Source organism: Streptomyces sp. NPDC088400 (assembly GCF_044753355.1).
Classification (GTDB): Bacteria; Actinomycetota; Actinomycetes; order Streptomycetales; family Streptomycetaceae; genus Streptomyces.
Window position 1 is genome coordinate 710976 of sequence record NZ_JBIVMZ010000001.1, and the last position, 21992, is coordinate 732967.

A 21992-nucleotide genomic window follows, 5' to 3' on the forward strand; every position below is an offset into this window, starting at 1 on the left:
CCACCCCCCTTGTTGGGGGGGTTTTTTCCACGCCCCTTACCCCCCCCGGTCGCCCCCCCCACACCCCCCCCCCCGCGGTTTATTTACCCGGCACCCCCCCCCCCCCCCCCCCGGGGGGGGGGCCCCCCCCACCCCCCCCCCCCCCACCACCGTCATGTCCGCTTACGGTCGTCCCGCAGCGAGTCGCCGGACCAACGGCGGCTGCCCACAAGGGAGATCGGGGGTGTGCTCGTGCGGATCGGACTGCTTACGGACGGTGGGTATCCGTATGCGACGGGTGAGTCCAGGCTGTGGTGCGACCGGCTCGTACGCGGGCTCGCGCAGCATGAGTTCGACGTCTACGCGCTGAGCCGCAGCGCCCGGCAGGAGGAGCGCGGCTGGATACAACTGCCGAGCCAGGTCGGACGGGTGCGCACCGCGCCGCTCTGGGGGCCGGCGGACGAGCTTCGTGGCCGGTGCCGTGACAGTGATGGCTGTGATGATCGTGGTGGTGACGGCGGTGGATGGGGTGGCGGTGACCGTGGCCGGGGCTACGGACGTCGTGATCGGCGCAGGTTCGCGGAGCACTTCAGGGAACTGACCTCGGCCATCTGCTCCGACGGGGCGGCGCACGCGGGGGGCTCGCCGGGGAGCGCGGGCGCCGGTGTCTTCGCGGCGGGGCTCTACGGACTCGCCGATCTGGCACGGGAGCGCGGTGGCCTGTACGCGGCGCTGCGGTCCGAAGCTGCCGTACGGATCCTGGAATCCGCCTGCCGCACCCCCGGCGCGCGCCGGAGTGTGCACACCGCGACCGTCCCCGACTTCCTGACGTTCGCCGATCAGCTGGAGCGCGTTCTGCGCCCCCTCTCGCTCGACTGGTACGGCGACGACGGTCTCGCTGCGGCCGATCTCTGCCATGCCGCGTCCGGTGGATGCGCGGCGTTGCCCGGACTGCTGGCCAAACGCTTCTTCGGGGTACCGCTGCTGGTCACGGAGTACGGCGTACAGCTGCGCGCGCACTTCCTCGCCACCGGCGGCGCCCCACGGGCGGACGAGTCGGCGGGCGCGGGCGCGGAAAGCGCGCCGGTGGATCCGGAACACGCGCCGGTGGATGACGTCTTCGACGCGCCGGTGCGCGCGCTGCTCGCCGCCTTCCACGGACGGCTGGCCGCCGAGGTCTACCGGCAGGCGGACGTCATCACTCCCGGCAACACCCACGCCAGGCGCTGGCAGGAGAAGTGCGGAGCCGACCGCGCCAAGCTGGTCACCGTCTACCCCGGGATGGAGGCGGAGCGTTTCTCCACGGAGCGTTTCTCCACGGAGCGTTTCTCCACGGAGCGTTTCTCCACGGTGGGGGACGCTGTGGGAATCACCGAGATCGACGGAGACGGACATGGCGACGAAGCCTGCGGCCGTGACCCGAGCACTCTCGTCTGGGTCGGCCGGATCGAACCCGCCAAGGACCTGATCTCGCTCCTGCACGCCTTCGCCGAGGTCCGCAGGGCGCAGCCGGACGCGCGGCTGCGGATCGTGGGCGCACCCGCGCGGTCGCCGGGGGCGTCCGCGTATCTCGCGCACTGCCAGGGCCTCGCGGCCCAGCTCTTCCCCGACGAGGCGGTCGACGCGTACGCCGTCGGCGAGAACCCGGTCTCCTTCGAGGAGATCGGCAGTCCCGAGGCACCCCACCTTCCCGACGCGTATGCGGCGGGCGACCTGGTCGTCCTCTCCAGAGTGGTCGAGGGCTTCCCGATCAGCCTGGTCGAGGCGATGTCCTGCGGCCGTGCCACCGTCTCCACGGATGTCGGCGCGGTGGTCGAGGTCATCGGCGGTACGGGGCTGGTCGTGCCCCCGCGCAATCCGCGGGCGCTCGCGGATGCCTGCGTCACGCTGCTGCGCGACCCCTGGCGCCGCGAACGACTGGGCGCCGCGGCGCGCGCCCGCGCACTGGAGCTCTTCACCGTTGAGCAGAACCTCGCGGCCTTCCGCGCCCTCTACCTGGAACTTGTCTCGCACGCTCCCGTACGACGCATGGCGGACGCCGTGGGCGCCGACGGAGAACCGCTGCCCTTCGCCGCCCCCGCCGAGATGTACGTCCCCGGCCGCTGGACCGCACGACGCCCGGCGGCTCCCAGGAGCACGCCGAGCTGGGCCCCCATGGCCGAGCGGGCCGGAGCGGGAGCCGGATCCGGAGCGGGGGAGAGCGATGTCTGACGGAGGCACCCCACCGATGACCACCCCGGCCCCCACCAGCCCCGGCCCTTGGGACCCCCGTTCCCAGGCCCTGCTGCCGGAGGAGGCCCCGGCCGCGACGCCCACGTCGGAGCCGCCGGCCGCGCCCTCGCCGACGCCGACTGTTCCACCTGCGGTGTGCACCCCGTCTGCCGCCGCTCGGAAACCCCTAGCCGGGAAACCCCTAGCCGGGAAACCCCTTGCCCGGCAACCTCTCGCCGGGAAGCCTCTCGCCCGGAAAGCCGCCGCCCGCCGGGGGCCCGCCGACCCCGTCAAGGCGCTGATGCACCGGCACCGGCGGTTGTGCGAACGGGCCGTCGATCCGCTGGAGATCGCCGCCGGTCTTGAGGCCCATGGCATCACCGACCGGACCGCCGCCCGCTTCCGGCACCGGGATGTCTTCTCCCTTGCCGAAGAGTTGTACGCGCGCGTCCCGGAGAGTACGGACGGGACCACCGCCGAGCGCCCGGCGCGGACACCGGCGACAACGCACGCCGGGCGCGTCGGATGGACCGGCCGGCCCGACTGGACCGGATGGGCGGCCCTCGCGTTGCTGCCCGGCGCCGTCGGCTCCCTCACCCTCGTCGGCCTGGGGCACAGTGGACAGCGGCAGCTCGTGACGGGCCTGGCGGGCGCCCTCGCGCTCTCCGGCGCGCTGTCCGCCTGTCTCCGGCGCGGACCGCTGCGCGCCGAGGGGCGCCCGGTCTCCGCCGGGGGCCTCTGGGCGTACTGGCTGCTGGCCTATCTGCTCTGCGGCGACGGACTGCTGGAGCAACTCGTCAGCGGCGGGCCCGACGGGCCGTGGCCCACGACCCTGACCCCCCTCGTCGCGCTGGCCTTCGCCATGGTCCCCGGCGCCTGGTGCGCCCACCTCTTCTCCGTACTGGCACGGCGCAGACTCGCCGGCAGCCGTGGACTCGCCGACTTCTCCGCCGGCGTGCGCCCCCTGCTGCTCACCCTCGTAGGGCTGTACGCCTGCGCCCTGACCGGACTGTCGCTGCTGGCGGCCCTCGCGTTCGAGGACGAGGACGGAGGCGGAACCGCCACCACCGTCACCCTCGGCACCTTGTTCCTGCTCGCCCGGCTGCTCACGGTCTACGGCCGCCCAGCGGCGGCGGTCATCGGGCTCGCCGGGGCCTGCGCGGTGGAAGCCCTGTCCTGTCTGACCGTCCTGGCGGGCCGCCTGCCCGGCTGCGAGGTCCTCGCCGCCCCCGTCGAGGCCGTGGTCCGGACATGGGGCGTCGGCGGTGTTCCCGCCCTCGCCTGCGGAGCCGCCTCGCTCGGACTCCTCATCCATGCCGCCGTCGCACTCTCCCGAGCCTCGGCGCACACCTGACCGCCTGACCACCTGATCACCTGACATACGACGAGCCGCCCGCGTACGCGCCTATGTACGCGCGCTCCCGCAACCGCCCCCGTAAGCCGTAACACACACCACAGCCGTAACTCGCACCACCTGCAACACCCCTTAAGGAGACGACGGACATGACCCCGCAACGCCCCGCACAACCCCGACGGCACAGAAGGGACGCGCGATGAGGGTCCTGCTGCTCGGTGCCAATGGTTTCCTCGGCCGTTTCGTGGCCGACCGGCTGCTCGCCGACCCCGCTGTGCACCTCACCGCGCTCGGGCGCGGCGACGACGCCGACGTACGGTTCGATCTCGCGGGCGGCAGCCCGGGAGCGCTCACCCGCTTCCTGGACGCCGTCCACCCCGGGGTCGTCATCAACTGCGCCGGAGCCACCCGTGGCGGCGCGCGCGAGCTGACCCGCCACAACACGGTCGCCGTCGCCACGGTCTGCGAGGCCCTGCGCCGCAGCCGCTGCGGGGCCCGGCTCGTACAGCTCGGCTGCGCCTCCGAGTACGGCCCGTCCCAGCACGGTTCGTCGACCGCCGAGGACGCCGTGCCGCGCCCCGGCGGGCCGTACGGGGTGAGCAAGCTCGCCGCGTCCGAGCTGGTGCTGGGCTCGGGACTGGACGCCCTGGTGCTCCGGGTGTTCTCGCCCGTGGGGCCCGGCACCCCCGCCGGTTCCCCGCTCGGCCGGCTCGCGGAGGCGATGCGCCGTGCCATGCAGTCCGGGGACGGTGAGCTGAAGCTCGGCGGGCTCGGGGTGCAGCGCGACTTCGTGGACGTACGCGACGTGGCGCGCGCCGTGCACGCCGCCTCGCTCTCCGCCGCGCAGGGCATCGTCAACATCGGCACCGGACGCGCCGTACGGCTCAGGGACGCCGCCGCCGTCCTGGCGCGGGTCGCCGGGTACGCGGGCGCCCTGCACGAACTCGACCTGCCCTCGGGACCGCTGCGCTCCGGCCATGGCGGTATCGGCGCGCCCCGGGGCGAGTCGATCGCGGAACATCTGGCCGCGGGCCCGTTCCCGTACCCCGACGGGTGCGGCAGCTGGCAGCAGGCGGACGTACGCACGGCCCGTGACCGGCTCGGCTGGCGGCCCCGGATCAATCTGGAGGAATCACTCGCCGACATCTGGATGGAGGCGGCGTGCCGCATCTGACCACCAGGGGCGACCGGCTCTCCACCATGGGAGAGCCGGCTCGGCTTCGGTGGTTCCGGCGGGGAGCAGCGAGCGGGACGTAACGCCGCATTCTGGGCGCTGCCCGGCTTCTGGGACGAAAACGTCTCGCGAGTCGGACCAGGTGTCTCGGAATGAGAAGGGCCGTGGCAGTGTTACAGGCAGAACAACCGTACTGAATGACCGACCAACCCCCTTGTTGAGGTCTCTGTGTCGCTGCCACCCTTGGTCGAGCCCGCTGCCGAGCTCACCGTCGACGAGGTCCGCAGGTACTCCCGTCACCTGATCATCCCGGACGTCGGGATGGACGGGCAGAAGCGGCTGAAGAACGCGAAGGTGCTGTGTGTGGGAGCCGGTGGCCTCGGCTCCCCGGCTCTGATGTACCTGGCCGCGGCCGGTGTCGGCACGCTCGGCATCGTGGAGTTCGACGAGGTCGACGAGTCGAACCTGCAGCGTCAGATCATCCACAGCCAGGCCGACATCGGCCGGCCCAAGGCCGAGTCCGCGCGTGACTCCGTCCTCGGTATCAACCCGTACGTGAATGTGATCCTTCACCAAGAGCGGCTCGAAGCCGAGAACGTGATGGACATCTTCTCGCAGTACGACCTGATCGTGGACGGGACGGACAACTTCGCCACCCGCTACCTGGTCAACGACGCCTGCGTACTGCTGAACAAGCCGTACGTCTGGGGCTCGATCTACCGTTTCGACGGCCAGGCCAGCGTGTTCTGGTCCGAGCACGGCCCGTGCTACCGCTGCCTCTACCCGGAGCCCCCGCCGCCGGGCATGGTCCCCTCCTGCGCCGAGGGCGGCGTGCTGGGCGTGCTCTGCGCGTCCATCGGCTCCATCCAGGTCACCGAGGCGATCAAGGTGCTGGCCGGTGTGGGCGACCCGCTGGTCGGCCGGCTGATGATCTACGACGCGCTGGAGATGCAGTACCGCCAGGTCAAGATCCGCAAGGACCCCGACTGCGCGGTCTGCGGCCCGAACGCCACCGTTACCGAGCTCATCGACTACGAGGCCTTCTGCGGCGTCGTGTCCGAGGAGGCCCAGGAGGCGGCGGCCGGCTCGACGATCACTCCCAAGCAGCTCAAGGAGTGGATCGACGAGAAGGAGAACATCGAGATCATCGATGTCCGGGAGCCGAACGAGTACGAGATCGTCTCGATCCCCGGCGCCAAGCTGATCCCCAAGAACGAGTTCCTGATGGGCACGGCCCTTCAGGCCCTGCCGCAGGACAAGAAGATCGTCTTGCACTGCAAGACGGGTGTCCGCAGTGCGGAAGTCCTCGCGGTGCTGAAGTCCGCGGGCTTCTCGGACGCGGTGCATGTCGGCGGCGGCGTGATCGGCTGGGTCAACCAGATCGAGCCGGAGAAGCCGATCTACTGAGATTCCGCGGGTCTCGCGCGTCTTTGACGCTGCGAGGTGAGGGGCCGGTCCACGGTGTGACGGTGTGGACCGGCCCTTCTTTGCTTCGCTGGTCTCTCTGACTGGCGGGTCCCTCCTACCGGCAGACCGTGCCCGCCGCCGGCACCTTGCCGTTCAGCAGAAAGTTGTTCACGGCCTTCTGCACGCACGGATTGCCGCTGTCGTACGAACCATGGCCCTGGCCGCGGTACGTGAGCTCGACTCCGACACCCTTGCCCAGCGCGTTGGCCATCGCCTTGGCGCCCGCGTACGGAGTCGCCGGGTCACCGGTGTTGCCGATGATCAGGATCGGGGCCGAGCCCGGTGCGCTGACCTGGGGGTGGCTCCACTTCCCCGGCACCGGCCACTTGGAGCAGGCCATCATGCCCCAGCCGAGGTAGTCCCCGAAGACGGGTGACGCCTTGCGGAACTCCGGGAGCTTCGCCTTGGTCTGCGCCAGCGTGTAACGCTCTTTGGAGTCGACGCAGTTGATCGCCGCGTTCGCCGCCTGGATGTTGCTGTACTGGCCCTTCTCGTTCCGTCCGTTCATCGCGTCGGACAGCGCGAGGAGCAGCCCGCCGTTGCCGCCGTCCGCCTCGTCGAGGCCCTGTTCCAGCAGCGGCCAGTAGTCCTTCGAATACAGCGACTGGGCAATGCCGTTGAGAGCCTGGCTCTGGGTCAGCTTGCGGGCGCCGATGCCCGTGATCGGCTGCTTGTCGATCCTGCCGAGCAGCCCGGTGATGAACGACTCGATCTCCTTCGGGGTGCTGCCGGGCAGTTTGCAGGCGTCGCCCCGGGCCACACAGGCCTTCGAGAAGTTGTCGAGGGCGAGCTGGAAGCCCTTCGCCTGGCCGAGCGAGCCCTGTTCGGAGTTCTGGGTCGGGTCCACGACGGCGTCGAAGACCGCCCGGCCGACGGACTTCGGATACAGGTGCGCGTAGACGCCGCCCAGTTCGGTGCCGTACGAGATCCCGAAGTAGTTGAGCTTGTCGTCACCGAGGACCTTGCGCATCAGTTCCATGTCCCGGGCGGCGTTGACCGTACCGACGTAGGGGAGCGCCTGGCCGGACCTCTTCTCGCAGGCCGAGGAGTAGGTCCCGATTCCCTTGACGAAGGACTGCTCCTCGGCGGGTGTGTCCGGGGTGGAGTCCTGTGCGTAGTAGGCGTCGAGCTGCTTGTTGCTCTCGCACTCCACGGGGTCGCTGCGTCCTACCCCGCGCGGGTCGAAGCTGACCAGGTCGTAGCGGGACCGGAGCTTCTCGTAGTCGCCGGCGAAGGACGGCAGCCCGGTGACCCCGGAGCCGCCGGGACCGCCGAAGTTGAAGACGAGTGATCCGATCCGCTTGGCCTGGTTGGCTGCCTTGGCTCGGATGAGGGCCAGCTCGATCGTGTCGCCGTTCGGCTTGGCGTAGTCGAGCGGGGCCTTCATGGAGGCGCACTCCCATGTGGCGCCGCCGGGCAGCGGGGACGGCGACGGACCGCCGCCCTCGGCGACCGACGGGGTCGGGCAGGCCTTCCAGTCCAGCCGCTGGGATGCCAGGTCCGAGGGCGTGTCCCGGCTGTTGGAATTCCCGCTGTTGGAGTGTCCGCTGTCGGGGCTCCCGCTGTCCGAGCATCCGGTGGCGGCCAGCAGTGCGGCGGCGGCGGTGACGGCGGCGAGGGCGTGGGCCGTGCCGCGCCGGGCGGAAGAGGTTGGCATGGCCCCATCGTGCGCCCCGGTGGCGCGGGCCGCGCGGGGCCGCGGGCCATGCGGGTGGTGGGGTTCCTGGCGCGTACGCGCCAGGAACGCTCCCGTACGCGCTACAACGCCGCCGTACCGGCTGCAAACGCCCCCGTACCCGCTACAGCGCTCCCTTGCGCGTGAGGTGACTGAAGCTCAGCCAGCCCGGGAGCACCGGCAGCCACAGCGTCAGCAGCCGGTACAGCAGCACGGCGGGCGCGGCGACCTCCTTCGGCAGCCCCACCGCGAGCAGGCCGAGCGTCAGCGCGCCCTCGACCGCGCCCACACCGCCCGGGGTCGGCGCCGCCGAGCCCAGTGCGTTGCCCGCCAGGAAGACCACCGCGATGCTCGCGTAGCTCAGCTGCTGGTTGCCGTTGTCGAAGGCCCGGATCGAGGCGTCCAGGCACATCACGAACACGCCCGTCAGCAGCAGCATCCCGCCGATGCCGGTGAGCAGTTTCAGCGGCCGCTGGAGTACGTCCAGCATGCGCGGCACCACGCCGGCGAACAGCGAGCGCAGCCGGGTCACGACGAACTTCCTCAGGAAGGGGATCGCGGTGACGACCAGGACCAGTACGGCGACCGTCAGAAGTCCCGCGATCACCGTCCTGGACGGGGTGAGCGACGCGGTCTTCTCCGTGCCGGTGAGATAGCCGAAGGACAGCAGCAGGAGGATGTGAGCGCCGAGTCCGAAGAGCTGGGAGGCGCCCACGCTGGCGACGGCGAGCCCGGGGCGTACGCCCGAGCGCTGGAGGAAGCGAGTGTTCAGCGCAACCCCGCCGACCGCCGCCGGAGCGACGATCTTCACGAAGGATCCGGCGACCTGTGCGACCACGGTCCGCCCGAACGGCACCCGCTCGGGAACGAAGCCCAGCAGGCTCATCGCCGCCGCGACATAGCTGAGCGCGGAGAACGCGGCTGCCGCGGCGACCCAGCCCCAGTGCGCGTCGCTGATGACCGTGCCGAAGTCCACCTGCGTGATCTGGGTGAGCAGGAAGTACGCGGCGACGGCGCCGGCGATGAAGCTGATGAGCGTACGTGGCTTGATGCGCTCCAGCCGGACCGGTTCGACGGGCGCCTGCGGCCTGATCAGCAGCACCTGCTGGCGCATCTGGGAGAGCAGATCCTCCTCGCGGGCCTCGTCGAGCGCCTCGTCTATAGCCCGTTTCTCCGCCTGTTTCTCCGCGCGCAACGACTTGCGGGCGGCCTTGCGGTCACCGTCTGAGGCGGCGGACTCGGCCACCTTGGCGCGCTTGTTGGTCTCGGACGCGGCGAGCACGGCTTCGCGCTCGCGCTGCGACCGCTCACGGGCGAGCCGTCGCAGCGTCGCGCGCGAGGAGCGGCTCAGCGCGATCGGCTGGAGCAGCGGCAGGGAGTCGGCGATGGAGTCGGGGCCGAGTACCTCGACCGCGGCGGCGACGGAGCGTTCCGCGCCCACGCGCAGGCCCATCGTGGTGAGCATCTGCGCGGTGTCCATGCGCAGCACGAGATCGCCCGCCGCGATCTCGCCGCCGCGCAACTCGGTGAGGATGACCTTGCCGGAACGATCCACCACGAGCGCGTCGCCGGTGAGCCTGCGGTGTGCGATGCGCCGTGACTGGAGCGCCTTCACCTGGCGCCAGGCGCTCCGTACGAGCTCGTCCGTGATCTCCGAGTCCGGCAGCGAGTCCAGCGACCTGGCGCCCAGGTGCTCGTACACGAGCATGACGGCGTCGGGCCCCAGCTCCGAGGTGGCGATCAGCTTGGGGGCGTTGGCCCCGGCGGCGATCGCCGCGTACGCGAGCAGCGCTTCCTGTTCGAGGGCCTGGCGCAGGGAGGGGATGGAGCTGCGGGTGGTGATGGAGCGCAGTGTCAGCTGCCGCCAGAGCCGGTAGAAGAAGCCCTGCGCCTGTTGTTCGCGGTCGACGACGGTGACATCGAGCGGTGGCCCGTTCTCCAGCGTGACCATATAGCGGCGGCCCCGGTCGCCCTGCTCGGCGGCGTCGGCGACGTCCTCGGCGCGCATCGCGCTGACCGGGCGGAAACCGACATGGCGTAGACCCGCCATCAAAGTCTGCCCGGTGGGCCGTACGTTGGGCGAACCGACCGTGTAGAGCGTGCCGTACGCGACGGTCCAGCCGATCAGCACGGTCAGCATGATCGAGAACGGTGTGGTGTAGCCGGCGACCAGCATCGCGAAGGCGTCGAGCAGCAGCACCACCCAGAGCACCACGCGCCATCGGGGTCTGCGGGCCATCCCCACGGCCGTCATATAGGCGATGACGGGGGCGAGATAGCCGTGTACGGGGTCGGTGAGCCCGGAACCGGCCTGCGGGCGGGTCAGGGCGTCCTGGATCGTGCCGGGGGCGGATCTGGCGACCCAGAGATCGGTGGCGAGGGTGACGCCGTGGGCCAGTACGGCGGCGAGCACGCCGTCCGCGATCCGCAGCCCGTCACGTTTGATCAGCCGCTCGATCGCGAACGCGACCGGGACGAGGAGCACGGCGATGCTGGACACCAGACCGGCCAGCTTGACGATCAGGTCGGGGGCCTGGCCCGTGCCCTTGCTGATGTCCTGTTCGAGGCCGGAGGTGGTGCCGTGGGCGAAGGCGGAGAGTCCGAGGACGACAGCGATGGCCAGGACACCGATGAGCAGACGCAGCAGGTCGGAGGGGCGGTGGACGCGGGCCGCGAGCAGCGGTTCGTCGCCGGAGACCCGGTCGGCGCGGGTCGAGCCGTCGCTGTTGTTGCCGGTGTGGCCGTCGCCTTCGTGTTCTCCGTCGTAGGGCTCGTCGGTGGCCGGTGGGGTGCCGTTCGGGGGCGGCCTGCCGCCCGAGTCCTGTTCCGGATCGTCGTCCCGCGGCCGGCCGGGGCCGGTGTCCGGGCGCGACTCAGCGCCAGAGGTACTCGCCGCCGCGGAAGGCCGCACGACCCGCTCCTCTGCCGAACCCGTCTCTTCTTGATCTCGTATCACCAGTCACCGCCGGGACGATGGTGGCACGAGCCGATGACAGAGGGGGGCATCAGGGTGCATTGCGGGGGCATCGGGCCGGTGAGGCGCCCTTCTCCGCAGATGTGTGTACGCAGGGTGAGTCGGCGGATGCGCTGCGATGCGGGGAGCCGGTCCGACTGTCCGTGGCGTGCGGCAGGATGGATCGGATGAGGGATGACGAGTCGACCGGGGAGCCGGTCACGGGGCCGGCCGGGGAGCAGTCGGCCGGAGAGCCGCCTGCCGGAGAGCAGTCGGCCGGAGAGCCGCCCGTCGGTGGGGACTCGCGGCTGCCCGAGTACGCGGAGCGGGTGCTGGACGTGGCCGAATTGATCCCGCCGGGCCGGGTGATGACGTACGGCGATGTCGCGGAGTGGCTCGGCGACGGCGGACCGCGGCAGGTGGGCCGTGCCATGGCGCTCTACGGCGGAGCCGTGCCGTGGTGGCGCGTGGTCCGTTCCGACGGTGTGCTGCTGGCGGGCCATGAGCTGCGGGCCCTGGACCACTACCGCGAGGAGGGCACCCCGCTGCGCGAGGCGGCGCGCGGCGCCGACGGCCATCTCCCGCGCCTCGACATGAAGCGGGCGCGGTGGGACGGCTCGGGCGCGGGCGATACGGCTCACATATGACAGCTTCCGCCATCCGGCCACGCTCCGGGAGGTCCGGCGGCGCCGCTGGGGACCGTACGGACGACGAGGCGGCGTCCGGAACACCGGACGCGGCGTGGTGCGTGGTGCCGTGCGGGACGGCGCGGCGCCTGGCGCCGTACAGCAGGCGGTGTCCGACGCCGTACGGGAAGCGGCGCGTGGGGGCGTATGGAGCGGAGCGTCTCGCGGACCGGCGTGCCGAAAGGCGTACGGACCGGCGTGCGGACCGGCACCCGGTGGGCGAGGCCGATGGTCTCCGTCGCGGCGGCCTCGGTCCCGACGGCAGCCACCTCGGCCGTCTCCGTCCCGACCGCTCGACGGCGTCCGGCCGCTCGACGGCGTAGCGTCGGCGGCGCGCGCCGCACGCGCCCAAGACAGCCCCGTCACCACCAGCACCCCTTCCAGGACCGGCGATCCACGTGAGCTCCTCCTCTTTCACCGGGCGTACCCCGCACCGTCGGGTACGGCAGCGGACCCCGGGCGCGTACCGACTGGTGCGTACTCCGCCGGTCCCGGTGGGTCCTCCTCTGCTGGACGCAGCGCAGCGCGCGGTGGTTGACCACGACGGCGGGCCGCTGCTGGTGCTGGCGGGCCCCGGTACGGGAAAGACCACGACGCTCGTGGAATCCGTCGCCGAACGGGTCGCCCAGGGGACGGACCCCGAACGGATCCTGGTCCTCACCTTCAGCCGTAAGGCGGCCGTGGAGCTGCGCGACCGGACGGCCGTCCGGCTCGGCGGCACGCGCGGGCCGCAGGCGACCACCTTCCACTCCTTCTGCTACGCCCTGATCCGCGCGCACCAGGAGGCCGAGCTCTTCACCGAACCGCTGCGGCTGCTCTCCGGCCCCGAACAGGACGTCGCCGTACGTGATCTCCTCGCGGGCCAGCTCGACCTGGAGCGCGAGGGGCGGGGGCGCGTGCGGTGGCCGGACGAGCTGCGGGCGTGTCTCACGACGCGCGGTTTCGCCGACGAGGTACGGGCCGTGCTCGCCCGCAGCCGCGAACTGGGCCTCGGGCCCGATTCGCTGGCGGCGTTCGCGCGGCGCACCGGCCGCCCCGACTGGTCGGCCGCCGCGTCCTTCCTCGCCGAGTATCTGGACGTCCTGGACATGCAAGGGGTGCTCGACTACGCGGAGCTGGTCCACCGGGCGGTGCTGCTCGCCCGGCGTCCGGAGGTCGCGGAGCGCCTCGCGGAGCGGTACGACGCGGTGTTCGTGGACGAGTACCAGGACACCGACCCGGCGCAGGTCCGGCTGCTGCAAGCACTCGCGGGCCGGGGGCGCACGCTGGTCGCGTTCGGCGACCCGGACCAGTCGATCTACGCCTTCCGGGGCGCCGATGTGAACGGCATCCTCGAATTCCCGTACGCCTTTCCCCGGGCGGACGGCCGTCCGGGCCCGGTCCGGGTCCTCACCACCTCCCGCCGCTCCGGAGCGCGCCTGCTGGCGGCGACGCGGCTGCTGACCCGCCGTATGCCGCTGCCCCGGCTGCCGGCCGAGAAGGTACGGGAACACCGGGATCTGGCGGCGGTACGTGAGGGCGGCCGGGTCGAGACGTACACCTTCCCGACCCCGTCGACGGAGCTCGACAACATCGCCGACATCCTGCGCCGCGCGCACTTGGAGGACGGCGTCCCGTGGAACGACATGGCGGTGCTGGTCCGCGCGGGAGGCCGCACGCTCCCCTCGATCCGCCGCGCTCTGACCTCGGCGGGCGTCCCGTTGGAGGTGGACGGCGACGATGTCCCGCTGCGCCATGAACCGGCGGTGTCCCCGCTGCTGACGGCGCTCCGCTCGGTGGCGGAGGCGGCCCTCGGACAGCCGTCCCGGGAACGGGTCCGAACTGCCGGAGACCGACCCGCCGGAGACCGTCCCGCCGGGGACCGTTCCGTCGAGGAAGACGCGTCGGCCGGGAGCGCCACCCCGGTCTCCGCGCCCCCTGCCACCTCGGTCTCCCCGCCTCCTTCCGGCCCGGCACCCGCGCCTCCTTCCGGCCCGACGCCCGACGTCGAGACCGCACTCACCCTCCTCACCTCCCCCCTCGGCGGCATGGACGCCGCTGACCTGCGGCGGCTCGGGCGGGCGCTGCGCGACGAGGAGCGGGCCGGGGGAAACCGGGTGCCGGAGGCGTCCGACGTACTGCTCGCCCGCGCGCTCGCGGAGCCCGAGCGGCTGGTGGCGCACGACCCGGCGTACGCCCGTGGCGCGCAGCGGCTCAGCGCGCTGTTGCGCAAGGCGCGCGAGCTGCTCGAAGGCGGCGGCACCGCCGAAGAGGCCCTCTGGGAGCTGTGGAGCGGCACCACCTGGCCGGGCCGGCTCGAACGCTCCGCTCTGCGCGGCGGCGCGGCCGGCCGTAACGCCGACCGCGACCTCGACGCCGTATGCGCCCTGTTCGATGCCGCAGCCCGAGCCGAGGCGCGTACCGGCGGCCGGGGCGCGCTGAACTTCCTTGAGGAACTCGACGCCCAGGACATCGCCGCCGACACCCTCAGCCGGCGGGCGGTACGCCCCGATGCCGTACGCCTGATGACGGCGCACCGTTCCAAGGGCCTGGAATGGCGGCTGGTCGTCGTCGCGGGTGTGCAGGAGGGCCTCTGGCCCGACCTGCGGCGCCGGGGCTCCCTCCTGGAGGCGGACAGGATCGGCCGCGACGGCCTCGCCGAACCCCTCACTCCTGGCGCCCTCCTTACGGAGGAGCGCAGGCTCTTCTACGTAGCGGCGACCCGCGCGCGCGAGCGCCTCGTCGTGACCGCCGTCAAGGCCCCCGCCGACGACGGCGACCAGCCCTCCCGCCTCCTCGCCGAACTCGGCGTCGAGCCCCGGGACATCACCGGCCGTCCCCGCCGCCCGCTCGCCGTCGCCGCGCTCGTCGCCGAACTGCGCGCCACCACGGTCGACCCGGAGGCGACCCCCGCCCTCCGCGACGCCGCGGCCCGGCGCCTCGCCCGGCTCGCCGCGCTCAGCGACGAGGACGGCCAGGCGCTCGTCCCCTCCGCGCATCCGCACCGCTGGTGGGGCCTGTACGAGCCGACCCGCAGCGCCGTCCCGCTGCGCGACCGGGACCAGCCCGTCGCGCTCTCCGGCAGCGCCCTGGACCAGCTGGCCAACACCTGCGCACTCCAGTGGTTCCTGGGGCGTGAGGTGAAGGCGGACGAACCCGCCACGGCCGCCCAGGGGTTCGGCAACGTCGTACACGTCCTCGCTGACGAAGTGGCCTCCGGCCGCACCCCCGCCGACCTCGACGTCCTGATGGAACGCCTGGACTCCGTATGGGACGCGCTCGCCTTCGACGCCCCCTGGAAGTCCCAGCAGGAGAAGGACCACGCGCGCGTGGCGCTCGAACGCTTCCTGCGCTGGCACGTGATGGACCGTGGCGGCCGCACGCCCGCCGCCACGGAGCACGGCTTCGACGTCACGCTCGCGGCGGGCGCGTACGAGGTGCGGATCCGGGGCTCCATGGACCGCGTCGAACAGGACGGGGAAGGCCGCGCGTACGTCGTCGACTTCAAGACCGGCAAGCACGCCCCCACCAAGGACGAGGTCGCCCACCACCCCCAGCTCGCCGTCTACCAGCTCGCCGTCCGTGAGGGGGCGCTGGACGAGGTCTTCGACGGCCACCGACCGGAACCCGGCGGCGCCGAACTCGTACAGCTGCGCCAGCCCGCGCCCAAGAAGGAGGGCGGCGAGGAACTGCCCAGGATCCAGGCCCAGGAGGCGCTCGCGGGGGAGTGGGTGGGCGATCTCCTGACCACCGCCGCCGGACGCGTCCTGGACGAGCGCTTCACCCCCACCACGGGTCAGCACTGCGTGAACTGTGCCTTCCGCGCGTCATGCAGCGCGCAGCCGGAGGGCCGCCAGGTCGTGGAGTGAGCGGGGCGGGTGGCGTGAGCCGGGGTGCGCGGAGTGCCTGGAGCCGGAGGGCGGCCGTAGCCCGCAGAGCGCCGGAACATGACGGGTGCCCGGCGTCTGTGGATCAGATGTCCGTGGATCCCGCCGCCGCGCCCGTGCCCCGCCGCTGTCAGTGGTGGCGGATAGCCTCTCTGAGGTGTCCGTACACCTCACCGATCCCGAGCAGCTCAAGGAGCTTCTCGGGATCCCCTTCACCCCAGAGCAGATGGCCTGCGTCACAGCGCCGCCCGCCCCGCAGGTCATCGTGGCCGGAGCCGGGTCGGGGAAGACGACGGTGATGGCGGCCCGGGTGGTCTGGCTGGTGGGCAGCGGGCAGGTTGCCCCCGAGCAGGTCCTCGGGCTCACGTTCACCAACAAGGCGGCGGGCGAGCTGGCCGAGCGGGTCCGCAAGGCGCTCGTACGGGCCGGGGTCACGGACCCCGACGCCTTCGACCCGGCCCACCCGTCACCCGGCGCCGACCTCTCGGCCGCGGCCCGGGGCGCCGACCCTTCCGACTCGCCGGGTGAGCCCCGCATCTCCACGTACCACGCCTTCGCCGGGCGGCTGCTGACCGACCACGGCCTGCGGATCGGGCTCGAACCGACCGCCCGGCTGCTCGCCGACGCCACCCGCTTCCAGCTCGCCGCGCGGGTGCTGCGGGAGGCGCCGGGACCGTATCCCGCCCTCACCAAGACGCTCCCCGCGCTGGTCAGCGATCTGCTCGCGCTCGACGCCGAGCTGGCCGAGCATCTCGTACGGCCCGGCCGCCTCGGGGCGTACGACACGGAGCTGCTGCGCACCCTGGACGGCGTGACGCTCAGCAACGCCGAGCTGCGCAAGGTTCCCGAGACCGTCGCCGCCCGCCATGAGCTGCTCGAACTGGTGGGGCGTTACCGCGAAGCCAAGAGCGCCCGCGGCCTCCTCGACTTCGGCGACCAGATCGCCCTCTCCGCCGAGCTCGCCTCCACCAGACCCGAGGTCGGCTCCCTCCTCCGGGACGAATTCCGGGTCGTCCTGCTCGACGAGTACCAGGACACGTCGGTTGCCCAGCGGCTCCTCCTCTCCGGACTCTTCGGCGGCGGCACCGGCCATGCCGTCACGGCCGTCGGCGACCCCTGCCAGGCGATCTACGGCTGGCGCGGCGCCTCCGTCGCCAACCTGGACGACTTCCCGTCCCACTTCCCGCACGCCGACGGCGCCCCCGCCGCCCGCTTCTCCCTCAGCGAGAACCGCCGCAGCGGTGGCCGTCTCCTCGACCTCGCCAACGGCCTGGCCGAGCCCCTGCGCGCGATGCACGAAGGGGTCGAGGCGCTGCGGCCCGCGCCCGGAGCGGAGCGCGACGGCAGCGTGCGCTGCGCCCTGCTCCCTACGCACGCGGAAGAGATCGAGTGGCTCGCCGACTCGATCTCCCACCTGGTGCGCACGGGCAAGGAGCCGGGCGAGATCGCCGTCCTGTGCCGTACGGCCGGGGACTTCCCGGAGATCCAGGGCGCCCTGGTGGCCCGCGATGTGCCCGTCGAGGTCGTCGGCCTGTCCGGACTGCTCCATCTCCCCGAGGTGGCCGACCTCGTCGCGATGTGCGAGGTCCTCCAGGACTCCGGCGCCAACGCCTCGCTCGTACGGCTCCTCACCGGACCCCGCTGGCGCATCGGCCCACGCGACCTGGCACTGCTGGGCCGCCGCGCCCGGCTGCTCGTCCACCGGGACACGGGCTCCGACACGGACGACCCCGACGCGCGGCTCGCCGCCGCGGTCGAGGGCACCGACCCCGCCGAGGTGATCTCGCTCGCCGACGCTCTCGACACCTTCCTGGAGTCGGCCGGCACCCCGGAGGACGGGCTGCCCTTCTCCGCCGCCGCCCGGGTCCGTTTCGCCCGTCTCGCCACCGAACTGCGCGAACTGCGCAGGTCCCTGGCCGACCCCCTGATGGACGTCCTGCACCGCGTCCTGTCCACCACCGGCCTCGAAGTGGAACTCTCCGCGTCACCGCACGCGCTGGCCGCCCGCCGCCGCGAGACGCTCAGCAATTTCCTCGACATAGCGGCCTCCTTCGCCGCGCTCGACGGCGAGGCCGGCCTGCTGGCCTTCCTGGGGTTCCTGCGTACGGCCGCGCAGTACGAGAAAGGCCTGGACAACGCCCTGCCGGGCGGCGAGAACACGGTGAAGGTGCTCACCGCACACAAGTCCAAGGGACTGGAGTGGGACGTGGTCGCCGTCCCCGGCCTGGTCACGGGCCAGTTCCCGAACGGCAAGGCGCGCGAGGCCTGGACGTCCCAGCCGAAGGTCCTGCCGCACGCGCTGCGCGGTGACGCACCGACGCTTCCGGAGATCACGGCCTGGGACGCGAAAGGGCTCAAGACCTTCAAAGCGGCGATGAAGGAACACCAGCACACCGAAGAGCTGCGCCTCGGCTATGTCACCTTCACGCGCCCCCGCTCCCTGCTGCTCGGTTCGGGCCACTGGTGGGGCCCGAGCCAGAAGCGCCCCCGTGGCCCGTCGGACTTTCTGCACGCCCTGTACGACCACTGCGCGGCCGGTCACGGCGAGATCGAGGCCTGGGCGGACGAACCGGAGGAAACGGAGGAGAACCCGTCCCTGCGGGCCCCGTCCACGCCCCATGCCTGGCCTCTTCCTTTGGACGCGCCGTCCCTGGCCCGTCGCAGGGAGGCCGCGGACACCGTTCTGGCCCACCTGGAAGAGCTGAGGGCGGGGGACGGCGGGGAGACGGTTCCGGACGCACAGGACGGCGTAAGAGCCCTGGACACCGTAGGAGCCCCGGACGCCACGGATACGGTCGCCGCGACCGACGCGGTGGTGGACGACGGGGTCGTCTGGGACGACCTGTTCGAGCCGGACGGTGATCTGGACCCCGGGGACGTTCCGGATGACTGGGACGACGGAGAGGACGGGGAGGACGGAGAGGACGGGGACGACGGGGAGGACGGGGACGACGGGGACGACGGGGACGACGAGTTCGGCGGGGTGACCGCGCGGACCGGGGGGAGCCTCCACGCGGCCGTCCCCGGCCCCCGGAAGCCGTCCCCGCCCCCGCCCCTGCTCCTGCCTCCGGCTCCGGCTCCGGCAGAGGAGGAAGAAGCACACCTCACCCCCGAGGAGACCCGCACTCTCGCCTCCTGGGACCGCGATCTCGACGCCCTCGCCGGTGAGCTGCGGCGGGCCCGTGCCACCGTCCGTGACGTATCCGTACCGCTGTCCCTCTCCGCCTCCCAGCTGCTGCGCCTCGCCGCCGATCCCGACGGCTTCGCCCAGGAGCTGGCGCGCCCCATGCCGCGTCCCCCGCAGCCCGCCGCCCGCCGAGGGACCCGGTTCCACGCCTGGGTCGAGTCGAGGTTCGAGGAACTGCCGCTGCCCATGCTCGGCCCCGACGAGCTGCCGGGAGGGTACGAGGACGAGCCGGAGATCGCGGACGAGCGCGACCTGGCCGCGCTCAAGGCGGCGTTCGAGCGCACCCCGTACGCCCGGCGCACGCCGTACCGTCTGGAGGCGCCGTTCCACCTGACCCTCGCGGGCCGGATGATCCGGGGCCGTATCGACGCCGTCTACCGCCAGGTCCGCCGCGATCCGGCGACGGGCGAGGAGACGTACACGTACGAGATCGTCGACTGGAAGACCAACCGGTCACGTACCGCCGACCCCCTCCAGCTCGCCGTCTACCGCCTCGCCTGGGCCGAGCAGCACGGCCTCCCGACGACGGCGGTCACGGCCGCGTTCCTGTACGTACGCACGGGCGAGGTCGTCCGCCCCGGCCGCCTCCCCGGCCGCGCGGAGCTGGAACGTGTCCTCACCGGCGACGAGGCCGAGGACAGCGCGGAAGCGGAAGACAGGCCGGACGAGGGGGACGCCCCGGAAACGCCGGGCGGCACGCAGCCGGAAGGCAGCGCGGAGGCCGGGGACGGCACGGAAACGGAGGGCGGCACGGAGGCGCGGGCCGCCGGCGGCGTCGGCAACGACAGCGGGGACTCACCCACGGACGAGCGGTCCATGGAACCGGCAGACGAGACCACTCCCCGAGCCCGTTAGGCTCGATGTCATGAGCGACATCCCGGACAGCGTCGTCCGTACGTACATCCAGACCCACCGCGCCGCCTTCCTCGACGACCTCGCCGCCTGGCTGCGCATCCCTTCCGTATCCGCCCACCCTCACCACGACGCTGACGTGCGGCGCAGTGCCGACTGGCTCGCCGCCAAACTCAAGGAGACCGGCTTCCCGGTCACCGAGATCTGGGACACACCCGGCGCCCCCGCCGTCTTCGCCGAATGGCCCTCCGAGGACCCGGACGCCCCGACCGTACTGGTCTACGGGCACCACGACGTCCAGCCCGCCGCCCGCGAGGACGGCTGGCACACCGACCCCTTCGAACCGGTCGTACGGGACGGCCGGATGTACGCGCGAGGCGCCGCCGACGACAAGGGGCAGGTGTTCTTCCACACGCTCGGTGTACGGGCCCACCTGGCCGCCACCGGCCGTACCACCCCTGCCGTCCACCTCAAGCTCCTCGTCGAGGGCGAGGAGGAGTCGGGCTCCCCGCACTTCCGCGCCCTGGCCGAGGAGCACGTGGAGCGCCTGGCCGCGGACGTGGTGATCGTCTCGGACACCGGCATGTGGTCGCGGGACACCCCGACCGTCTGCACCGGCATGCGCGGGCTCGCGGACTGCGAGATCGAGCTGTACGGCCCCGACCAGGACATCCACTCCGGTTCCTTCGGCGGTGCCGTCCCGAACCCGGCCACGGTCGCCGCCCGCCTTGTCGCGGCCCTGCACGACGAGCACGAACGGGTCACGATCCCCGGCTTCTACGACGATGTCGCCGAACTCACCGACGCCGAGCGCGCCCTGATCGCCGAGCTGCCGTTCGACGAGGAGGAGTGGCTGCGTACGGCGAAGTCCCACGGCACCCTCGGCGAGGCCGGACACACCACCCTGGAGCGCGTCTGGGCCCGCCCGACGGCCGAGGTCAACGGCATCGGAGGCGGCTACCAGGGCCCCGGCGGAAAGACGGTCATTCCATCCTCCGCCCAGCTGAAGCTCTCGTTCCGCCTGGTCGCCGGGCAGGACCCGGAGCGTATCGAGCGGTCCGTACGGGACTGGGCCGAGGCCCGGATCCCGGCCGGAATCAGGGCCAAGATCAGCTTCGGCGGGGCCACCCGCCCCTGTCTGACCCCACTGGACCATCCCGCGCTCCAGTCGGTCGTACGGTCCATGGGCCGGGCCTTCGGCCAGAAGATCCGCTTCACCCGTGAGGGTGGTTCGGGACCGGCCGCCGATCTCCAGGACGTACTGGGTGCGCCGGTGCTCTTCCTGGGTATCTCCGTACCGTCCGACGGCTGGCACGCGCCGAACGAGAAGGTCGAACTGGACCTCCTCATGAAGGGTGTGGAAACCACCGCCTACCTCTGGGGTGATCTGGCCGCCGCCGCTCCACAGAGCAGACAGAGCGGCTCGCCAGAGCGCCCCTGAATACCCCGTTGAACACTCCGCTGAACAGAAACCCTTCACCCGGGGGAGTTGGAAAGTACCTGTGAGCACCCTCAGCAGTCACGCCACCGCACACCGACCCATCGGTCTCACCGCACACAGCGGTATCGACCGCGCGGCGCACCACCGTCTCGACGAGGCCTGGCTGGCGGCGGCCTGGAGTCACCCGACGACCAGGGTCTTCGTGGTGTCGGGCGGGCAGGTGCTGATCGACGACACCCCTGACGGCCGTACCGAACTGGTCATGACCCCGACCTTCGAGGCACCCGTCACCGAGACTCACCGCTACTTCCTCGGTACGGACGAGGGCGGCGTCCGCTATTTCGCCCTCCAGAAGGACACGCTCCCCGGCCGCATGGACCAGTCGGCGCGGCCCGCGGGCCTGCGCGAGGCCGGAGTGCTGCTCTCGGCGCGCGACGCGGGCCTGATGGTGCATGCCGTGGCGCTGGAGAACTGGCAGCGGCTGCACCGCTTCTGCTCCCGTTGCGGCGAGCGCACGGTGATCGCGGCGGCCGGCCATATCCGCCGCTGCCAGGCCTGTGGCGCCGAGCACTACCCCCGGACCGACCCCGCGGTGATCATGCTGGTCACCGACGAGGAGGACCGCGCGCTCCTGGGCCGCCAGGTGCACTGGCCCGAGGGCCGGTTCTCCACGCTCGCGGGCTTCGTGGAGCCGGGCGAGTCGATCGAGCAGTCGGTGGTCCGCGAGGTCTTCGAGGAAGCGGGTGTCACGGTCGGCGACGTCGAGTACATCGCCAGCCAGCCCTGGCCGTTCCCGTCGAGCCTGATGCTGGGCTTCATGGCCCGCGCCACGTCCTCGGAGATCACGGTGGACGGCGAGGAGATCGAGGAGGCGCGCTGGTTCTCCCGCGAGGATCTGCGTACCGCGATCGAGACGGGCGAGATCCTTCCCCCGGCGGGCATCTCCATCGCCGCACGCCTGGTGGAGCTCTGGTACGGCAAGCCCTTGCCGAAGCCGATCACCTGAGGCGTGCGTCGGCCCTCCTGAGCCTCTACGCCGGTGGCCCGGTGCCGGCCGATTCGATCCGTACGCCGGTCGCGTGACGTGAGACGTATGACAGAGCCCCCGCCGAGCTTTGCCGGGCGGGGGCTCGCGTCACTCGCGGCA

General features: G+C 72.2%; 10 protein-coding genes and 1 pseudogene. 9 read left to right on the top strand and 2 right to left on the bottom strand.

All coding sequences use genetic code 11. The features are described 5' to 3' along the window. Window positions 1-231: 231 nt before the first annotated feature. From ACIQD6_RS03270 to moeZ, 4 genes are all read left to right on the top strand, one after another. Window positions 232-2190 carry a glycosyltransferase gene (locus ACIQD6_RS03270; protein ID WP_401878099.1) on the top strand — a complete coding sequence of 653 codons (1959 nt, stop codon included), beginning with the start codon at window positions 232-234 and terminating at the stop codon, window positions 2188-2190. A gap of 301 nt (window positions 2191-2491) precedes the next feature. Next, window positions 2492-3544: a hypothetical protein gene (locus ACIQD6_RS03275; RefSeq protein WP_401877450.1), complete on the top strand. Its 1053-nt coding sequence runs from the start codon at window positions 2492-2494 to the stop codon at window positions 3542-3544. A 199-nt stretch (window positions 3545-3743) separates the two neighbouring features. After that, window positions 3744-4718, top strand: a complete 975-nt coding sequence (locus ACIQD6_RS03280; RefSeq protein ID WP_401877451.1) for an NAD-dependent epimerase/dehydratase family protein — start codon at window positions 3744-3746, stop codon at window positions 4716-4718. A gap of 228 nt (window positions 4719-4946) precedes the next feature. Further along, the gene (moeZ, locus tag ACIQD6_RS03285) at window positions 4947-6125 is read left to right on the top strand and encodes an adenylyltransferase/sulfurtransferase MoeZ (RefSeq protein ID WP_401877452.1); all 1179 of its coding nucleotides are present in this window, start codon (window positions 4947-4949) and stop codon (window positions 6123-6125) included. Between the two features lie 115 nt (window positions 6126-6240). Here moeZ and ACIQD6_RS03290 read toward each other — a convergent pair whose 3' ends face one another. Continuing rightward, window positions 6241-7842 (bottom strand): alpha/beta hydrolase, encoded by a 1602-nt coding sequence (locus ACIQD6_RS03290; RefSeq protein WP_401877453.1) that lies wholly within the window; start codon window positions 7840-7842, stop codon window positions 6241-6243. A gap of 142 nt (window positions 7843-7984) precedes the next feature. After that, window positions 7985-10771: a lysylphosphatidylglycerol synthase domain-containing protein gene (locus ACIQD6_RS03295; protein WP_401877455.1), complete on the bottom strand. Its 2787-nt coding sequence runs from the start codon at window positions 10769-10771 to the stop codon at window positions 7985-7987. A gap of 230 nt (window positions 10772-11001) precedes the next feature. On the opposite strand from ACIQD6_RS03295, the gene ACIQD6_RS03300 reads away from it, so the two are divergent. From ACIQD6_RS03300 to nudC, 5 genes and pseudogenes are all read left to right on the top strand, one after another. Beyond that, window positions 11002-11460: an MGMT family protein gene (locus ACIQD6_RS03300; RefSeq protein ID WP_401877456.1), complete on the top strand. Its 459-nt coding sequence runs from the start codon at window positions 11002-11004 to the stop codon at window positions 11458-11460. Window positions 11461-11897: 437 nt separating this feature from the next. Next, window positions 11898-15347 carry an ATP-dependent helicase gene (locus tag ACIQD6_RS03305; RefSeq protein WP_401877458.1) on the top strand — a complete coding sequence of 1150 codons (3450 nt, stop codon included), beginning with the start codon at window positions 11898-11900 and terminating at the stop codon, window positions 15345-15347. Between the two features lie 175 nt (window positions 15348-15522). Then, a pseudogene (locus ACIQD6_RS03310) lies at window positions 15523-19174 on the top strand (UvrD-helicase domain-containing protein); the annotation flags it as partial. A 243-nt stretch (window positions 19175-19417) separates the two neighbouring features. Then, on the top strand, window positions 19418-20845 hold the full coding sequence (locus ACIQD6_RS03315; protein ID WP_401877459.1) for a dipeptidase: 1428 nt from the start codon (window positions 19418-19420) through the stop codon (window positions 20843-20845). Between the two features lie 61 nt (window positions 20846-20906). Next, window positions 20907-21851, top strand: a complete 945-nt coding sequence (gene nudC, locus ACIQD6_RS03320) for an NAD(+) diphosphatase (protein WP_401877461.1) — start codon at window positions 20907-20909, stop codon at window positions 21849-21851. The last annotated feature ends 141 nt before the right edge of the window (window positions 21852-21992 follow it).